Origin of the sequence: Xanthomonas axonopodis, from assembly GCF_001304695.1 — a bacterium.
Lineage (GTDB): Bacteria > Pseudomonadota > Gammaproteobacteria > Xanthomonadales > Xanthomonadaceae > Xanthomonas > Xanthomonas axonopodis.
In genome coordinates this window covers 1-16,553 of record NZ_JFAQ01000030.1, presented here as the reverse complement: position 1 = coordinate 16,553, position 16,553 = coordinate 1, and the positions used below count along the sequence as shown (strand labels likewise).

Annotated in this window: 13 protein-coding genes and 1 pseudogene; 10 read left to right on the top strand and 4 right to left on the bottom strand. The window is 63.6% G+C overall.

What is annotated here, in order from left to right; all coding sequences use genetic code 11:
• Nucleotides 1-379 precede the first annotated feature (379 nt).
• The 3 genes from XAXN_RS02710 (at nucleotide 380) to XAXN_RS02700 (ending at nucleotide 3,088) form a co-directional block, all read left to right on the top strand.
• Nucleotides 380-1,507 (top strand): OmpA family protein, encoded by a 1,128-nt coding sequence (locus tag XAXN_RS02710; protein ID WP_054318402.1) that lies wholly within the window; start codon nucleotides 380-382, stop codon nucleotides 1,505-1,507.
• A 191-nt stretch (nucleotides 1,508-1,698) separates the two neighbouring features.
• Nucleotides 1,699-2,214, top strand: coding sequence for a hypothetical protein (locus XAXN_RS02705; protein WP_054318401.1), 516 nt, complete (start codon nucleotides 1,699-1,701; stop codon nucleotides 2,212-2,214).
• A 19-nt stretch (nucleotides 2,215-2,233) separates the two neighbouring features.
• A complete protein-coding gene (locus XAXN_RS02700; RefSeq protein ID WP_054318400.1) occupies nucleotides 2,234-3,088 on the top strand; it encodes a pseudouridine synthase in 855 nt (284 codons plus the stop codon).
• Here the strand turns inward: XAXN_RS02700 and XAXN_RS02695 are convergent.
• On the bottom strand, nucleotides 3,039-3,431 hold the full coding sequence (locus tag XAXN_RS02695; protein ID WP_054318399.1) for an HNH endonuclease: 393 nt from the start codon (nucleotides 3,429-3,431) through the stop codon (nucleotides 3,039-3,041). The genes XAXN_RS02700 and XAXN_RS02695 overlap by 50 nt on opposite strands.
• Before the next feature lie 2 nt (nucleotides 3,432-3,433).
• The gene (gene kbl / locus XAXN_RS02690) at nucleotides 3,434-4,642 is read right to left on the bottom strand and encodes a glycine C-acetyltransferase (protein ID WP_054318398.1); all 1,209 of its coding nucleotides are present in this window, start codon (nucleotides 4,640-4,642) and stop codon (nucleotides 3,434-3,436) included.
• A 166-nt stretch (nucleotides 4,643-4,808) separates the two neighbouring features.
• Between kbl and XAXN_RS02685 the strand changes: the two genes are divergently transcribed.
• The 5 genes from XAXN_RS02685 to XAXN_RS02665 all read left to right on the top strand — a co-directional run bounded on the left by XAXN_RS02685 (nucleotide 4,809) and on the right by XAXN_RS02665 (nucleotide 9,682).
• Nucleotides 4,809-5,831, top strand: coding sequence for a sulfate ABC transporter substrate-binding protein (locus XAXN_RS02685; protein WP_277422455.1), 1,023 nt, complete (start codon nucleotides 4,809-4,811; stop codon nucleotides 5,829-5,831).
• Between the two features lie 3 nt (nucleotides 5,832-5,834).
• Nucleotides 5,835-6,695, top strand: coding sequence for a sulfate ABC transporter permease subunit CysT (gene cysT, locus XAXN_RS02680; RefSeq protein WP_054318396.1), 861 nt, complete (start codon nucleotides 5,835-5,837; stop codon nucleotides 6,693-6,695).
• Entirely contained in the window at nucleotides 6,692-7,645 is a 954-nt protein-coding gene (cysW, locus tag XAXN_RS02675; RefSeq protein WP_054318395.1) for a sulfate ABC transporter permease subunit CysW, read from the top strand. Before cysT ends, cysW begins: the two co-directional genes overlap by 4 nt.
• A 7-nt stretch (nucleotides 7,646-7,652) precedes the next feature.
• Complete coding sequence (locus XAXN_RS02670) at nucleotides 7,653-8,684, top strand: sulfate/molybdate ABC transporter ATP-binding protein (protein ID WP_054318421.1); 1,032 nt, start codon at nucleotides 7,653-7,655, stop codon at nucleotides 8,682-8,684.
• Nucleotides 8,685-8,965: 281 nt separating this feature from the next.
• Complete coding sequence (locus XAXN_RS02665) at nucleotides 8,966-9,682, top strand: TorF family putative porin (RefSeq protein ID WP_054318394.1); 717 nt, start codon at nucleotides 8,966-8,968, stop codon at nucleotides 9,680-9,682.
• 389 nt (nucleotides 9,683-10,071) lie between these two features.
• On the opposite strand, the gene tdh is transcribed toward XAXN_RS02665, so the two are convergent.
• Together tdh and XAXN_RS02655 are read right to left on the bottom strand one after the other, a co-directional pair.
• A complete protein-coding gene (gene tdh, locus XAXN_RS02660) occupies nucleotides 10,072-11,106 on the bottom strand; it encodes an L-threonine 3-dehydrogenase (protein ID WP_174515467.1) in 1,035 nt (344 codons plus the stop codon).
• A gap of 489 nt (nucleotides 11,107-11,595) precedes the next feature.
• Nucleotides 11,596-14,016, bottom strand: a complete 2,421-nt coding sequence (locus XAXN_RS02655) for a TonB-dependent receptor (RefSeq protein ID WP_134980121.1) — start codon at nucleotides 14,014-14,016, stop codon at nucleotides 11,596-11,598.
• A 108-nt stretch (nucleotides 14,017-14,124) separates the two neighbouring features.
• Between XAXN_RS02655 and XAXN_RS02650 the strand changes: the two genes are divergently transcribed.
• Both XAXN_RS02650 and XAXN_RS20360 read left to right on the top strand, forming a co-directional pair.
• The gene (locus XAXN_RS02650) at nucleotides 14,125-16,245 is read left to right on the top strand and encodes a phosphocholine-specific phospholipase C (RefSeq protein ID WP_054318392.1); all 2,121 of its coding nucleotides are present in this window, start codon (nucleotides 14,125-14,127) and stop codon (nucleotides 16,243-16,245) included.
• 100 nt (nucleotides 16,246-16,345) lie between these two features.
• A pseudogene (locus XAXN_RS20360) lies at nucleotides 16,346-16,553 on the top strand (transposase); the annotation flags it as partial.

Sequence of the window (16,553 nt, the reverse complement as noted above, 5' to 3'; positions counted from 1 at the left end):
TGGAGCAAGTCGCCCGCAACCACGAACCCCACAATTCAGCTCGGACGGGGCTCGGCGTTCACCAATGTAGTTTTCAAGGCAGCCTGGAACACTAAAAACCAGTCAGCCTCAAAGTGTATTCAAGTGACTTAATTGGGCTGCGGTTCATGCAGGTGCGATGCTCGAATTGGGCACCCGGTCCTTTCCTTCATGAAGCTGTATACGTAGGATTGCTTGGCGTTGCGGGACCTGGTGACTGCTTTCACATGTTATATGACCGTTAACGCGATCTTCACCGAGGCCGGCTTAATCTGCGCCCCGATGGCTCTGGATGTGACGAGCATCTTTACCAAGCACAACGCCTCTATCGGTTTTATCTCCCAAAGAAGGAGCTGTATAAATGAACAAGAAAATTCTCACTGCCGCGTTGCTCGGCGGTCTGGCAGTTGCCCAGGCTGCTTCCGCGCAGGAGTTCGACGACCGTTGGTACCTGACCGGTAGCGCTGGCTTCAACTTCCAGGACAGCGATCGTCATACCAATGATGCTCCGTTCGTGACCCTGGGTCTGGGCAAGTTCGTCAGCCCGAACTGGTCGATCGACGGTGAACTGAACTATCAGAACCCGAACTTCGATGCCAACCAGGATCTGAACTGGAGCCAGTACGGTATCTCGTTCGACCTGCGTCGCCACTTCATCCAGGAAGGCCGCGGCTGGAACCCCTACCTGCTGTTCGGTCTGGGCTACCAGCGTTCGGAAGAAGAATTCGACGCGACCCCAAACCCGGTTTCGCCGGGCCAGCAGAAGGACGGCAACTTTGCCGCCAAGGCTGGTGTCGGTCTGCAGACCACCTTCGACAAGCGCGTCGCCGTGCGTGCCGAAGTGGCCTACCGCGCTGACTTCAACGACAACTCGGTCATTGCACCTGACCGCACCTTGTTCAGCCGCAATGGTGATAAACATAACTTCTTCGGCGACGTGCTGGCTTCGGTCGGCGTCGTGATCCCGTTGGGACCGGCTCCGGTCACCGCTCCGCCGCCGGCTCCGGCTCCGGTTGCTCCGAGCTGCGCCGATCTGGATGACGACGGTGACGGCGTCAACAACTGCAACGACAAGTGCCCGAACTCGCAGCCTGGCCAGACCATCGGTCCGGACGGTTGCCCGGTTCCTGTGTCGATCGATCTGAAGGGCGTGAACTTCGACTTCAACAAGTCGACCCTGCGTCCGGATGCCGTGTCGATCCTGAGCGAAGCGACCGAAATCCTGAAGCGCTACCCCGACCTGAAGGTCGAGGTTGCCGGTCACACCGACTCGAAGGGTACCGACGCGTACAACCAGAAGCTGTCCGAGCGTCGTGCGACCACCGTGTACGACTACCTGACCAAGAACGGCGTCGATGCGTCGCGTCTGATCGGCCCGATCGGCTACGGCAAGAGCCGTCCGATTGCTCCGAACACCAACCCGGATGGTTCGGACAATCCGGAAGGTCGTGCGAAGAACCGTCGTACCGAGCTGAACGTCCAGAACTAATCGGACCGCTAGTTTGTTGCATACAAAACCCGGCCTTGTGCCGGGTTTTGTCTATGCATGCCCTGGAAAAGCGCGCTCAAGCGCTGCCGATCCTGTCTGTGTTGCCATCCAGGCACGGTTCCTGTTGAAACAGCGTTCATCGCTGCCTACACTCGCCGCGTCAATACCACACTCATATTTGGAAGAACCCGATGCTGCGTACCGCTACGGCAGGACTGCTCTGTCTCGCTCTGATCCCCGCTGCCTACGCCGCTCCGAATTGCGCCGGCAGCATGGTGTCCCAGCCACTGCCGTTGCCCGCCACCGTGGTTGCACCGGCGGCTGCCGAGTTCTACACCCGCAGCGTGCAGCTGGGCATGCCCACCGGCGTGCTGGCACAGCCCTATAGCAGCGACCAGTCGGTGGATCGCGTGCTGCTGCGCCTGCGCGTGGAAGGCTGTCAGGATCTGGCTAAGGTTATTCCGCCTGGCGGCACAGTCACCCCGAACGACCCGGCGGCCTACAAGGCTACCACCGCGTTCGACAACACCCCGTGGCGCTTCGATATGAGCCAGAACGGCAAGCGCATGACGGCAGAAGAATTCGATGCCTGGATGAAGGCCCGCGGTGTGCGCGTGGTCAAGGCACGTCCGGCCGCTGGCGCGGCACCTGCAGCGGCAGCGCCCGCAGCACCTGCGGCCGACGCCAAGTCGGTCGAAAACAAGTAAGCCCTGCGGTCGGGACGGCATGCCCCGGCGACCTGCGCCGGCACCGTCCCGGCAGCGTGGTCCGGGAGCGGCCGGTGCAGTGCGCACGTCCGCTGCTGCATCCGCCAATGCCGCGCCACGCCATGGGCTGGCGCGCGTGCTGTCCAAGCTTGGTGTGTGTTCGCGCACCGAGGCGGCGCGCTGGATCGCCGATGGCCGCGTCAGCGTGTCGGCACGTGTGGTGTGCGACCCCGAATTTCCGATCCGCGGCGATCAGCAGTCGTCCATCACTGTCGACGGGCAGCCGCTCGCGGGGCCGGCGCGTTGCTATCTGATGCTCAACAAACCGCGCGGCGTGGTCACCACCGTGCGCGACGAGCAGGGCAGGGACACGGTCTACCGTTGCTTCGATAGCGCCGGCTTGCCGTGGATCGCGCCGGTGGGGCGCCTGGACAAGGCCAGCGAAGGCCTGCTGCTTTTCAGCAACGACCCGCAGTGGGCGGCGACGGTGACCGACCCGACAACCGGACCGGACAAGACGTACCACGTGCAGATCGATTGCCGCCCCAGTGCCGCGCAACTGGCGCAGTTGCAGGCCGGTGTGGTCGATCCCGATCCTGAGGGCGAGGGCGTGCTGTTGCGCGCAAAGCAGGTCAGCGTGCTGCGCGAAGGCGAGCGCAATGCCTGGCTGGAAATCGTGCTGGACGAAGGTCGCAATCGACAGATCCGCCGGCTGTTGGCGGCAGTGGACATCGGCGTACTGCGGCTGGTGCGCGTGGCGATCGGCCCGCTGGCGATGGGGGAGCTTGGCAAAGGCGCGTGGCGGATGTTGAGCGGCGAGGAAGTCAGGGCGTTGGTACCGGCGGCGCACGCCAGCGCGCCAGGCGCGCGCTGAGCAGGGCGCTTACCACCTCAACAGCGCGTGCGTCGCCGGCGCCGTTGGCATCGTGATGGCGGCCTTTGGCGTGATTGCAGCCGGCACAGGCCAGTGCCAGATTGCGCGCATCATTGGCATCCTCGCCCACCAGCGCACAGAGCGCCGCGGTCGCGCGCCGACCGAACCAGGCCTGCGGCACCACGTGTTCCAGCGTGGTGTGGCCCAACGGCTCGCCATCGGCGCGTACCTGCAGATGCCGGCGGCAGTGCAGGCAGCGCGTCTCCCAATGGCCGTCGCGCAGCTGCGCCTGCGCATCGGTCTGCGCCGCCAGCAGCAGCCGTTGGCGCAGCACCGTGCGCATGCTCAGGCGTCGATGACCTTGAGTTCGCGCCCGATCTTGATGAACGCTTCGATCGCTTGATCCAGATGCGCGCGCGTATGTGCCGCGCTGATCTGGGTGCGAATGCGCGCCTGGCCTTTCGGGACCACCGGGAAGAAAAAGCCGATGGCGTAGATGCCTTCTTCCAGCAAGTGCTCGGCGAATTTTTGCGCCAGCGGTGCGTCGTACAGCATCACCGGGCTGATCGGATGCATGCCCGGTTTGACATCGAAACCGGCGGCGGTCAGCCGCTCACGGAAATACCGGGTGTTTTCGACCAGCTGCGTGCGCAGCTCGCCGGCGGCGTCCAGCATTTCGAAGGCCTTGATGCCGGCAGCCACCACGTGCGGCGGCAGCGAGTTGGAGAACAGGTAGGGGCGCGAACGCTGGCGCAGCAGCTCGATCACTTCACGCTTTGCCGTGCTGAAGCCGCCCAATGCGCCGCCCATGGCCTTGCCCAGCGTGCCGGTGAAGATGTCGATCTGGTCCATCACCCCCTTGACCTCGGCCGAGCCGCGGCCAGTGGCGCCGAGAAAGCCGGTGGCATGGCATTCGTCGATGTGCACCAGCGCGTTGTACTTGCGGGCCAGCGCGGTGATGTCGTCCAGCGGGGCGATGAAGCCGTCCATCGAGAACACGCCGTCGCTGGTGATCAGCTTGGTCTTGCAGCCTGCCGCGTCGGCCGCCTGCAGTTGCGCTTCCAGGTCGGCCATGTCGCAGTTGGCGTAGCGGAAGCGCTTGGCCTTGCACAGGCGCACGCCGTCGATGATGGAGGCATGGTTGAGCGCATCGGAAATGATGGCGTCGTGCTCGCCGAGCAGCGGTTCGAACAGGCCGCCATTGGCATCGAAGCAGGCCGCGTAGAGGATGGTGTCTTCGGTGCCGAAGAACTCGGCGATGGTGCGTTCCAGTTGCTTGTGCAGATCCTGGGTGCCGCAGATGAAGCGCACCGAGGCCATGCCGAAGCCGTGACTGTCCAGTGCATCCTTGGCGGCCTGGATGATGTCCGGGTGGTCGGCCAGGCCCAGATAGTTGTTGGCGCAGAAGTTCAGCACACGGCGGCCATCGGCCAAGGTGATGTGGGCCGACTGCGGACCGGTGATGATGCGCTCGGACTTGAACATGCCCTGGGCCTGGATGGCATCCAGTTCGGCGGCGTAATGGGCGGTCAGCGCGGCGGGAGCGGTGGTCATGGCGGTCGCAGTGGCAGAAAGAAGCGCAATGTTAACGATCACGGAGGCATACCACTACGTCATGCAAAAATCGGCATAAGCAGCGGTGCTGATGTCATTTCACCGTCTGCGTGCCGCTGCGCAGCATGGCATGCTTGCTGTTCAGCTGTGATCAACCGGCCAGGAGATCGTCGTGACATATCCCCGTTTCCGTTTTGCCTCACTTCTTTGCGCCTTGCTGGTCCTGGCCGGCCCGGCTGGCGCACGCGAGATCGGGCTGCTCAACGTGAGCTACGACCCGACCCGCGAGTTCTATCGCGACTACAACGCCGCCTTCGCCGCGCAGTGGAAGCAGCAGCACCCGCAGGACACGGTGACCGTGGAAACCTCGCACGGCGGTTCGGGCAAGCAGGCGCGCGCGGTGATCGATGGCATCGAGGCCGACGTGGTGACCTTGGCGCTGGCCTACGACTTGGATGCCATCGCGCAGAAGGCCAAGCTGATCGAGACCGATTGGGAAAAGCGCCTGCCCGACAACAGTGCGCCGTATACCTCGACCATCGTGTTTCTGGTGCGCGAGGGCAACCCGAAGAACATCCACGACTGGCCGGACCTGCTGCGTTCTGGCGTAGCAGTGGTAACGCCGAACCCGAAGACCTCCGGTGGTGCGCGCTGGAACTATCTGGCCGCCTGGGCGTACGCCGACCACATCTTCAAGGGCGACCGCGAGCGCATCCTGCGCTACATGCAGGCGTTGTTCCGCAACGTGCCGGTGCTGGATACCGGCGCACGCGGCGCCACCACAACGTTCGTGCAGCGCGGTATCGGCGATGTGCTGCTGGCCTGGGAAAACGAGGCGTTGCTGGCGCGCGAGGAACTGGGCAAGGACAAGTTCGAGATCGTGGTGCCGAAGTTGTCGATCCTGGCCGAGCCGTCGGTGGCGCTGGTGGACAAGAACGTCGACAAGCATGGCACCCGCGAGGTGGCCGAAGCCTACCTGCGCTATCTGTATGCGCCCGAAGGGCAGAAGCTGGCAGCCAAGCATTTCTATCGCCCGCGGCATCCTGAATTTGCCGATGCGGCCGACATGGCGCGGTTTCCGGACATCAAGCTGGTGACCATCCAGCAGGCGTTCGGCTCATGGGAGAAGGCGCAGCAGGAGCACTTCGCCGACGGTGGCATGTTCGACCAAATCCAGGCCAACAAGTAGGCGATGTCGATGTCGGTTGCACCCCACCCGGCGCCGTCATCGCGCCGACCCGTGATGCCGGGGCTGGGCCTGAGTTTGGGAATCACCCTGACCTGGCTTGGCCTGATCGTGCTGATCCCGCTGCTGGGCATCTTCATCAAGACCAGCGGTCTGGGCTGGGAGGGGCTGTGGCGGGTATGGAGCGAGCCGCGCGTGCTGTCGGCGCTGCGGGTGAGCTTCGGCACCGCGTTTGCGGCCGGCGCCTTCAACGCGGTGATGGGCACCTGGGTGGCATGGGTCTTCGTGCGTTACAGGTTTCCGGGCAAGCGCTTTTTCGATGCGGTGATCGATCTGCCGTTCGCGTTGCCCACGGCGGTGGCCGGCATCGCGCTGACCGCGCTGTATGGCGGCAACGGGTGGGTGGGGTGCTGGCTGGAGGCGATCGGCACCAAGGTGGCCTACACGCAGTTGGGCATCGTGCTGGCGTTGGTCTTCGTGGGCCTGCCTTTCGTGGTGCGGGTGGTGCAGCCGGTACTGGCCGAGAGCGACCGTGAAATGGAGGCGGCCGCCGCCACATTGGGTGCCGCGCGCTGGCAGACCGTATGGCGGGTGGTACTGCCCGGTGTGTGGCCGGCGGTCTTGACCGGCTTTGCGCTGGCATTTGCGCGGGGCGTGGGGGAGTACGGCTCGGTGATCTTCATTGCCGGCAATCTGCCCAATTCCACCGAGATCGCGCCGCTGCTGATCACCATCCGGCTGGAAGAATTCGACTACGCCGGCGCGACGGCCATTGCCGCGGCCATGTTGTTGCTGTCGTTCGTGATCTTGCTGGTGGTCAATACGCTGCAGGCACGGCTGCTGCGCTATCAACGCAGGCCCGTATGAACGATGCTGTTTCATCGCTGCCTTCCATGTTGCCGACCCATGCCATGACCAAGCAGGCGCGTCGCATCAGCGATTCGGCCACCAACGAGCCGCGTTGGGTGCAATGGCTGATGATCCTGGGGGCGGTGCTGTTTCTGCTGGCCTTCTTGCTGCTGCCGCTAGTGCTGGTGTTCGCCGAGGCATTGCGTGGCGGTTGGGAAACCTTCCTGCGCGCCGTGGTCGACCCGGACGCGTTGTCGGCGATCAAGTTGACCTTGCTGGTGACGGCGATCGTGCTGCCGTTGAATCTGGTATTCGGCGTGGCCGCTGCGTGGGCCATCAGCAAGCATCAGTTCTGGGGCAAACGTCTGCTGGTCAGCCTGATCGACCTGCCGTTTTCGGTGTCGCCGGTGGTGGCAGGCTTGATCTTCGTGTTGATCTTCGGCCGCAGCGGCTGGGCCTGGCCGCTGATCGACGAAGGCTGGCATGTGCAGCTGCCGGTGCTGGGCGAATGTGTATTTCAGCTGCCGCGGATCGTGTTTGCGTTGCCGGGCATCGTGCTGGCGACCACGTTCGTGACATTTCCCTTCATCGCGCGCGAATTGATGCCGCTGATGGAGCAGCAAGGCAGCGACGAAGAAATGGCGGCATTGAGCCTGGGCGCGAACGGCTGGCAGATGTTCTGGCGGGTGACGTTGCCCAATATCCGTTGGGGCCTGTTGTACGGCGTGCTGTTGTGCGCGGCGCGTGCGATGGGGGAGTTCGGTGCGGTGTCGGTAGTGTCCGGGCATATCCGTGGACGCACCAATACGCTGCCGCTGCATGTGGAAATTCTCTACAACGAATATGCCTACAGCGCTGCGTTTGCGTGCGCGTCGCTGCTGGCATTGACCGCGCTGCTGACCTTGGCGCTGAAGACGTATCTGGAATGGCGGCACGGCGATTCGCTGGCCGCGAACCACCGCCACTGAGGTGACCATGGGCATCCGCATTCACCGCCTGCGCAAGCAGTTCGAGACCTTTACCGCGCTGGACGACATCAATCTGGAAGTGCGCCAGGGCGAGTTGCTGGCCTTGCTTGGGCCTTCCGGCTCGGGCAAGACCACGCTGCTGCGGATCATGGCCGGGCTGGAGCATGCCGATGGCGGGCAGGTGCTGTTCGGCGATGAAGATGCCACCCGCATGAGCGTGCAATCGCGCCGGGTCGGCTTCGTGTTTCAGCACTACGCGTTGTTCAAGCATATGGACGTGTTCGAGAACATTGCGTTCGGCTTGCGCGTGCGCCGCGGCAACGAACGTTGGGCCGAAGCGCGTATCCGTACGCGCGTGGAGGAACTGCTGGCGCTGGTGCAGCTGCAAGGCCTGGAACAGCGTTATCCCACCCAGCTCTCCGGCGGCCAGCGGCAGCGCGTGGCGCTGGCGCGCGCGCTGGCGATCGAACCGCGCGTGCTTTTGCTGGACGAACCATTCGGTGCGCTGGATGCGCAGGTGCGCCGCGACCTGCGTCGTTGGCTGCGTGAGCTGCACGAACGTACCGGGCTGACAACGGTATTCGTCACCCATGACCAGGAAGAAGCACTGGAACTGGCCGACCGCGTGGCCATCCTCAACTGCGGGCGCATCGAGCAACTCGACACACCGGCCATGATCTACGACAAGCCGGCCTCGCCATTCGTGTATTTGTTCGTGGGTGCGGTGAACCGGATTCCCGGGGTGCTGGCGCAGGGGCAGATCCAGGTGGCTGGGCACGCGCTTCCCTTGGCCAATGCCGCGCTGGCCGCGGGGCCGGTGGAGGTGTATGTGCGGCCGGAAGATCTGGTGCCCGACGAGGCGGGCTGGCCGGCGACGGTGGCGTGGTCGCAGCGCAGCGGCGCACGCCTGCGGCTGCGCGCAACGCTGGAGCCGTCAGGCAACGAAGTGGAGGTGGAACTGCCCGCCTCTGCCGGCAGCTTTCAGCCAGGGCAGCAACTGCGCTTGGTAGCACGGCACTACGGGATATTTCCCGCGTAAGGGGGGGGCGGCTGGGATCGGGGCTCGCGGGAATGGATGTGCGAGGTGTGTCTTGCCTTTGCTGTGACGAATTCCCAATGCCCGATCCCAACGTCCGAACATCAAGATTCGGCGCACGCGGTCGATGACATCAGCACCTGATCGGCGCATGTGCTCTTGAGTGTGTGCGCTGGATCAAGCGAATGCGAATTTCATGTTGCGCTGCAATGACAGTTGGACTAATTAAGTCTCTGCAACCTCGCTTCGCGCCATCCCACCGTTCATTGCTCCAGGAGATGCCCATGAAGTTGCCCCCGCTCGCTTGTTGTCTGTCGTTACTGCTGCTCGGCGTTGCGCCGCTTGCGCAGGCGCAGGACGAAGAAGCGTCTACATCGCCGTTCAGTGGCACTTTTGCGGTGACCAGCGATTATCTGTTCCGCGGTATTTCGCAGACGAATGAAGAGCCTGCGTTTCAGGCCGGTTTGACCTACGAAGCGCCGTTCGGCTTTTACGTGGGGGCCTGGACGTCCAATGTCGACGTCGGCGAAGGCGATCCGGATTGGGAAGTCGACGGCTTCGTCGGCTACAAAACAGGACTGGGCACCAAGTGGGATGTCGACGTCCTGGTCAACCGCTACCAGTATCCGGGAGCGGGCGAAACCAACTACAACGAGTTGATTACCAAGACCACGTTCCTGAAGACCTATAGCGTGACGGTCGCCTATACCGACGATCTCTACGGCACCAAGACCGATGGCTATTACTACGCGCTGGATGGCAATTGGAAGTTGCCGTACGACTTAACGTTCGGCGTGCACGCAGGGCACACCGTCTACACCTCCTCGCTGAATCAGGTGGATCACGACTACAACGATTTCGGCGTCAATGTCGGCAAGACATTCGGCCCGCTGGGTTTGAGCGTGGGGTATTACGACACCAGCAAAGCGGCCGAATTCGGCTTCGGCCGCCAGAATTCGCAGAACCATCTGGTGGCGACGGCGACCGTCACCTGGCCGTGATGGCGATCGATTGAAGCGGCTCTGACAACGTGCAGAGTCGTCGTCATACGGGAAGCGTTGACGCACTGGGCTTTTTGCCCCTGCATCCAGACTAGGTCAAGACCCGAAGCGTGATTGGTGTGTTTTTGAATGACTGCAGCTTGCGGATCGATCACGTGTGGATCCGCCGACCTGCGGATCTTCTGCAGGATCCTTGCCCGCTCACCGCGAGCGGCGAGGGCACCGCGCCCTCGACCTACTAGGCTGTTATCCAGGCCCTAGCCGATCCCGCATCGCTTCAGACGCTTCGCTAGCTCCTGAAAATCGCTCGCCGCATTCGTCAGCACGCGTAGGGTAAGAACGCAAAAGGCGCCTCGCGGCGCCTTTCGCATATCTGCAGTGTCAGTCGATCAATTCCAGCTCAGTACGACCTTGCCGGCCTTGCCTTCTTCCATCAGGTCGAAGCCTTTCTGGAAATCGTCGATCGACAGTTGATGTGTCAGTACCTTGTGCAGCGGAAAACCCGATAGCACCAGCTGCGTTATCTTGTACCAAGTCTCGTACATCTTGCGGCCGTAGATGCCCTGCACGGTGAGGCCCTTGAAGATGATCTTGTCCCAGTCGCAACCGGCGCCGCGCGGCATGATGCCGAGCATGGCGATCTTGCCGCCGTGGTACATGCAGTCGAGCATGTCGTTGAACGCGCGCGGGTTGCCGCTCATTTCCAGGCCCACGTCGAAGCCTTCCATGTGCAGGTCCTTCATCACCTCTTTTAGCGAGGTGTTGGCGACGTTGACTACGCGGGTGGCGCCCATGTCGGCCGCCAGCTTGAGGCGGAAATCGTTGACATCGGTGACCACCACATTGCGCGCACCGATGTGCTTGCAGATGCCGGCGGCAATGATGCCGATCGGGCCGGCGCCGGTGATCAGCACGTCTTCACCGATGACGTCGAATTCCAGCGTGCAGTGCGCGGCATTGCCGTAGGGGTCGAAGAACGCGGCAAGCTCGGATGGGATCTGGTTCGGGATCGGCCACAGGTTGCTGGCCGGCATCACCATGTATTCGGCGAAAGCGCCGTTGACGTTGACACCGATGCCGACCGTGTTGGGGCACAGGTGCGGACGGCCGCCACGGCAGTTGCGGCAATGGCCGCACACGATGTGGCCTTCGGCCGACACCCGCTGGCCGACCTGATAGCCGGTCACCGCCGAGCCGAGCTCGGCCACCCGGCCGACGAATTCGTGACCGATGGTCAGGCCCGGCTTGATCGTGCGCTGGCTCCACTCGTCCCACAGGTAGATGTGCAGGTCGGTGCCGCAAATGGCGGTCTTTTCCAGCTTGATCAGCACCTCGTTGGGGCCGGGTGTCGGCACTGGCACCTGTTCCAGCCAGATGCCCTTGTTCGCTTCGCGCTTGACCAGCGCCTTCATCGTCTGCGCCATCTGGCGGAACCTGCTGAGTGAAAGTAAGCCGGCGATTATAGGCGTCGCGGCCTGGATGCCATGCGGCGGTGCGGGAATGGATGTGACGCTGCCCTGGATCACGGGTAAGTAGGTCCGATCCGGCCCGTCCATCATCGGGAAGGGTTGGCACCTCAGCGAAGGATGAGAGCCGCCGTCCAGCCCTGTCGCCGCCTGCCAGGCATCGCAAGCGTGCGTCATCGGCGTCACCAGTGCTCCAAGGCCCTTGCTCCGCGCTACGGCCCCATCTGCAGCGCGGCGGCGCCGGCTCGGATGAATGGCGTGTAAGCCTGGTCTTTTGGCCCGCAGGCGGAGGAACAGGCGGCGGGGCCAGCGCAGCCAAAAAGCACTGCGCAGCCGCCATGCGGGCGTAGCCGCCACTCCGAATGCGCTTGCACCACGCGTACATTCCGGTTGCGCGCGCGCCCTCCATCGCTACCTGCCCGCGGCTCGCGACGTTCTGGGCCGCGCTTAGAACTTCACATCCAGGCTCATGAAGTACTGCCGCGGTGCGCCGACCACCATGGTCTGGTTGTAGCCATCCGGATCGGAGGCGACGTAGCCGTTGGTGCCAGTGCTGGCGAAGTAGCGCTTGTCGGTGAGGTTACTGACGTTGAGCGCCAGCGCCACATCCGCCACCCCGCCAACACGGCCGAACTCGTAACGCGCGCCGGCATCGAACAGCCAGTACGACGGCACCTGCGAGTCGTTGAGGAAGGTGATGTAGCGCTTGTCCACGTACTTGCCGTCCAGATCCAGGCGCAGGTTGCCGATCTGGTAGCTGGCGCTGGAAGAGAACATCAACGCCGGGATGCCCACCACGTCCTTGCCAGAGGTGGCGACCACGCCGTTGTTGAGGTAATCGTCCTGGTAACGGGAACGGTTCCACGACAACGAGTTCAACCAGCTCAGGCCTTCGACCGGGCGCCACATCAGCGCCAGATCCGCACCGGCGCTGTGCACCGCGCCAACGTTGCTCAGGATCGAGGCGCAGGTCTGCACCGCACTGCACGGCGAGGTGGTCAGCAGGCGGTTGGAGAACTTGGTGAAGTAGGCGTCGGCCGAGAGCTGGAACTGCGCATCCTGCACGCGATAGCCCAGCTGCACGGTCTGCGATTGTTCCGGCTCCAGCGTGGAGCGGCTGCGATCGAAGGCGGCCTGCGAGGTGGCGAACGGGGTGAAGCCGAACGCCGCGATGTTCTTGCTGTAGGACGCGTACAGGTCCTGGCGTTCGTCGAGCTTGTAGTTGATGCCCACCTGCGGCAGGAAATTGTCGTCGGCGCGAATGCGGCCCTGTGCCAGCGCGGTGGTCGGTACCAGCGACTGCGCGCGCGTTGTGGTGCTGAGCGCCTTTGCGCCGTAATTCAGGGTCAGGCGGTCGTCGAGCAGGCGCACGGTGTCCTGCAAATACAGCATGCGGGTTTGCGTGGTGTAGCGCTGCAGGAAGTTGCGACGGAACGGGGTCTGTGCTTCGTAGACGTTGTAGAGCGAGGTGTAGCCCTCGTTGCCGAGCGCGAAGTAGTTGCGGCCCTGCGAGGTGCGTGCGTTCTCTGCCCATGCGCCCGCTTCCAGATCGTGATTGCCCCACGACCATTTCAACGCGGTGGTGCCGCCGAAACGGTCCAGGCCGTAGTCGGTGGTGCGCATCGACAGCGGAATCCACGCAGAGGTGGGCACATATGGTGTCACCCATTGGCCTTCGCCACGATTGCCGTGGTAATAGCCGCTGGCATCAAGCGTGGCGCCGCCGAAGACAAACGTGCCCGACAGGCCAGCCAGGTTGTCGCGACGCAAGCCGCCACCGGCGTAATAGCTGGCGTCGAGCCAGCTGTAGTCGCTGGGCAGACCGGCCAGCGATTGTGGGTAGCCATTGGCCACGCCGCTGGTGGCCCCGGTGTTCTGGTAGGCGCGCGCCATCTGCACGGCGGTGGCCCAATCCGGTTGCAGGTAATCGTAGTCCCAGCCGAGCGCGCGCCGGCTGGTCAACGACAGATCCATATAGTCGTATTCCTTGCGCCGCGAGGTGTCGACGAACAGGCTCAGGCGGTTGCCGTCGCCCCACTGGTACACCGTCTTGAGATTGGCCTGTTCGGATGTCTGATCGCCATAGCCCTTCCACTTGTCGGTGCTGGCATTGGCGTACGACAGATACGCCGACAATCCATCGCGATCGCCGGTCTCGGCACGCACGAAGGTGCGGCGCGTTGCATCGCTGCCCACCGTCTGTATCAGGCGTGCGCCGGGCGTGGTCTGCGGGTCGGCCGAGTAGAACTGCATGGTGCCGCCGAGATTTGTGGTGGACGCAGTGCCAAGTGCACCGGCGCCTTGCGCAATTTCCACCGACCCGAGGTTTTCCGAAATGATGGCACGCGTGATGTGCAAGCCATTGGTCACGCCATAGCTCATGTTGCCCAGTGGGATGCCATCGAGCGTGTAACCCAGGCGGCTTTGGTCGAAGCCATGCAGCGTCACCTGCGTGGACCATTCGTAGGTGCCGAATGGATCGGCGGACTGGAACTGCACGCCCGGCAGTTTTTCCACCGCCTTGAATGCGCTGCTACCGGGTGTCAGCTGCTCGATGTCCTGCTGGCTGATGCGTTGCACCTGGCGGGTGCTGCCTTGTGACACCACGTTGATCGCATCCAGTTGCGTGGCATTGGCCGCGGCATCGGTGGGCGACGCTGCCTCTGCCGGAGCGGCGGAAGCCGGGTCGGCCGGTGTCGCAGCCTGCGAAACGAGTGGAAGCAACGTTGCCAGGGCAAGCGCCAGCGGGGTGACATGAAAGCGACGAGCGGAAGTCATGGGGGAGTCCTGTTCGGCCACGGCTGAGGGCAGACGCACGGTGCAAAGCCGGCGTTTCGCGACGAAGGGTGTCAACGGCTCATGAAACATTGATGACGGTCGCTGTCGCAAAACTGTCGTGCTCGCCCGATATACGTGTCGTGTCCCGCCGCGCTGCGCGGTGACGAAGGCACCACCTTTTTTGCAAGGTCCACCGCCATGACGTCTTCCTCTTCGCGTCGCGATTTCCTCAAGCGCGTCGCTGCGCTCACTGCTGCCGGCGCCTTGCCGTCTTCGATCGGCCGTGCGCTCGCGCTGCCGGCCAACGCGCGGACCGGCACGTTGCGCGACCTCGAACATGTGGTGATCCTGATGCAGGAAAACCGCTCGTTCGATCATTATTTCGGCGCGCTACGTGGCGTGCGCGGCTTTGGCGATCCACGCGCGCTGCAACTGCGCGATGGCCATCCGGTATGGAGTCAGCCCACGTCCGATGGACGACGCTTGCTGCCGTTCGCGTTCGATTCGCAAACCACCTGCGCGCCCTTGATCAAGAGCCTGGATCATTCCTGGAAGGCCGCTCACGGGCAGGACCCGGCGCGCTGGGTCGAGTACGATGCGTGGGTACCGTACAAGGGCGAACTGACGATGGGGTACTTCCAGCGTCACGACATCCCGTACTACCACGCGCTTGCCGACGCGTTCACCATCTGCGATGGCTATTACTGCTCGCTGCACGGGCCGACCAATCCCAACCGCATGTATCTGTTCACCGGTACCAGCGGCCCAAGCGTCGGCAATTTCGGCGCGCAGGCGGTCACCAATGCCGACGATGGCAACTGGACCGCGGACATGTCGCGCGACAAGCCCGGCTACGCAGCACTGCAATGGACCACCTACGCGCAGCGGTTGCAGACTGCCGGCGTGGACTGGCGCGTGTATCAGGAATACGACAACTTCGGCTGCAACTCGCTGGCATATTTCTCGCACTATCGCGATCTGCATACCGACGACGAACGTTACCGGCGCGCACGTGCTTGCGTGCCCGGTTCCACCGCGGACAATGCCGCCACCACCCAGGCCGAGCATCTGGTCGCCGCGATCGCTGCCGATGTGCAGGCCAATCGCCTGCCGCAGGTGTCGTGGGTCATTCCGCCCACCGCGTATTGCGAACACCCCGAAGCGCCGCCTGCATATGGCGAGTCGCTGGTGGCGCGTCTGATTGATGCGCTCACCGCCAATCCAAAGGTGTGGGCCAGGACGGCGCTGATCATCAGTTACGACGAGAACGACGGCTTCTTCGATCACATGCCCGCGCCGATGCCGGCATTGGATGCACGCATGGGGCGCAGTAATGTCGACACGCGTGGCGAGGTCTACGATGGCGTGCCGATCGGCTTGGGCATTCGCGTGCCGATGCTGGTGATCTCGCCGTGGACGCGTGGTGGCTGGGTCAACTCGCAGGTGTTCGATCACACCTCGGTACTACGTTTGCTGGAACGCCGCTTCGGCGTGGCCGAGCCGAACATCAGCCCATGGCGGCGTGCGGTCAGTGGCGATCTCACCAGCGCGTTCGACTTCCGCAAGCCGGACGATTCGGCGTTGAGCGCGTTGCCGTCGGTCGAGGACTACCGCGCACGCACCGCTGCCGTACGCGATAAGCCGCTACCGTCTGCGCCTGCAACCGCAACGATGCCGCGGCAGGAGCCGGGGCAACGGCCGGCGCGCGCATTGCCGTATGCGTTGCAGGTGCACGCGCGCGTGCAAGAAGGCGCCGCCGTGCAGTTGCAGTTCGTCAACAGCGGCGCGGCGGCTGCGGCGTTCAATGTCTACAGCAGCGCGGCCAGCGGCCCCTGGTATTACACCGTGCTGCCCGGCACGCAGTTGGACGATGTGCCGGTTGGGGCCACGCACGACGGTGCGTACGCCTTGCGCGTGCATGGACCGAATGGCTTCTTGCGCGAATTCGCCGGGCAGGTGCCGCGCGCTTCTGCGCCATCGGCAGCGCCATGGGTGGAGGCGCGACAGGAGGGCGACGCCTTGGTGCTTGAGATCGGCAATGCCGGGCAGCGCGCCTGCTCCCTGCAACTGCGTGCGCTGGACTACGCAGACCCAAGTGCGCGCACCGTGTCGCTGGCCGCAGGTCAGCGCGAGACCATTCGCCTGGCGTTTGCCGCCAGCGATCACTGGTACGACCTGGTGGTGGAACAACCTGGCAGCGCCTTCCGTCGTCGGCTGGCCGGGCATCTGGAAACCGGCAGGCCCAGCCGCAGCGACCCCGCGTTCGGCCGATGTGAGCCTCCGCCCCCGAAAGACAACGGGTTTCCTTTCGTGCTCTGATGCAGCCCAGGGGGCGTCCGCATGAGATGCATGCTGGGTCCAACTTAGAGCGGCTAACAAAACCCCTGAATTCTGTTGATTCGGCGGCAACATTGCCGACATGACACGTCGCAACGAGATCCCTATTGCGCTGTGGAAGCGCATCGAGCCACTGATTCCGCAGGTCAAGCCTTCCCCCCAAAGGTGGACGATCTCGTGTCAGTGATCAGCAGGCCCTCAACGGCATCGTCTATGTGCTGCGCACGGGCATTGCGTGGGAAGACCTGCCTTTGGAACTTGGCGATGGCAGCGGCATGACCTGCTGGCGT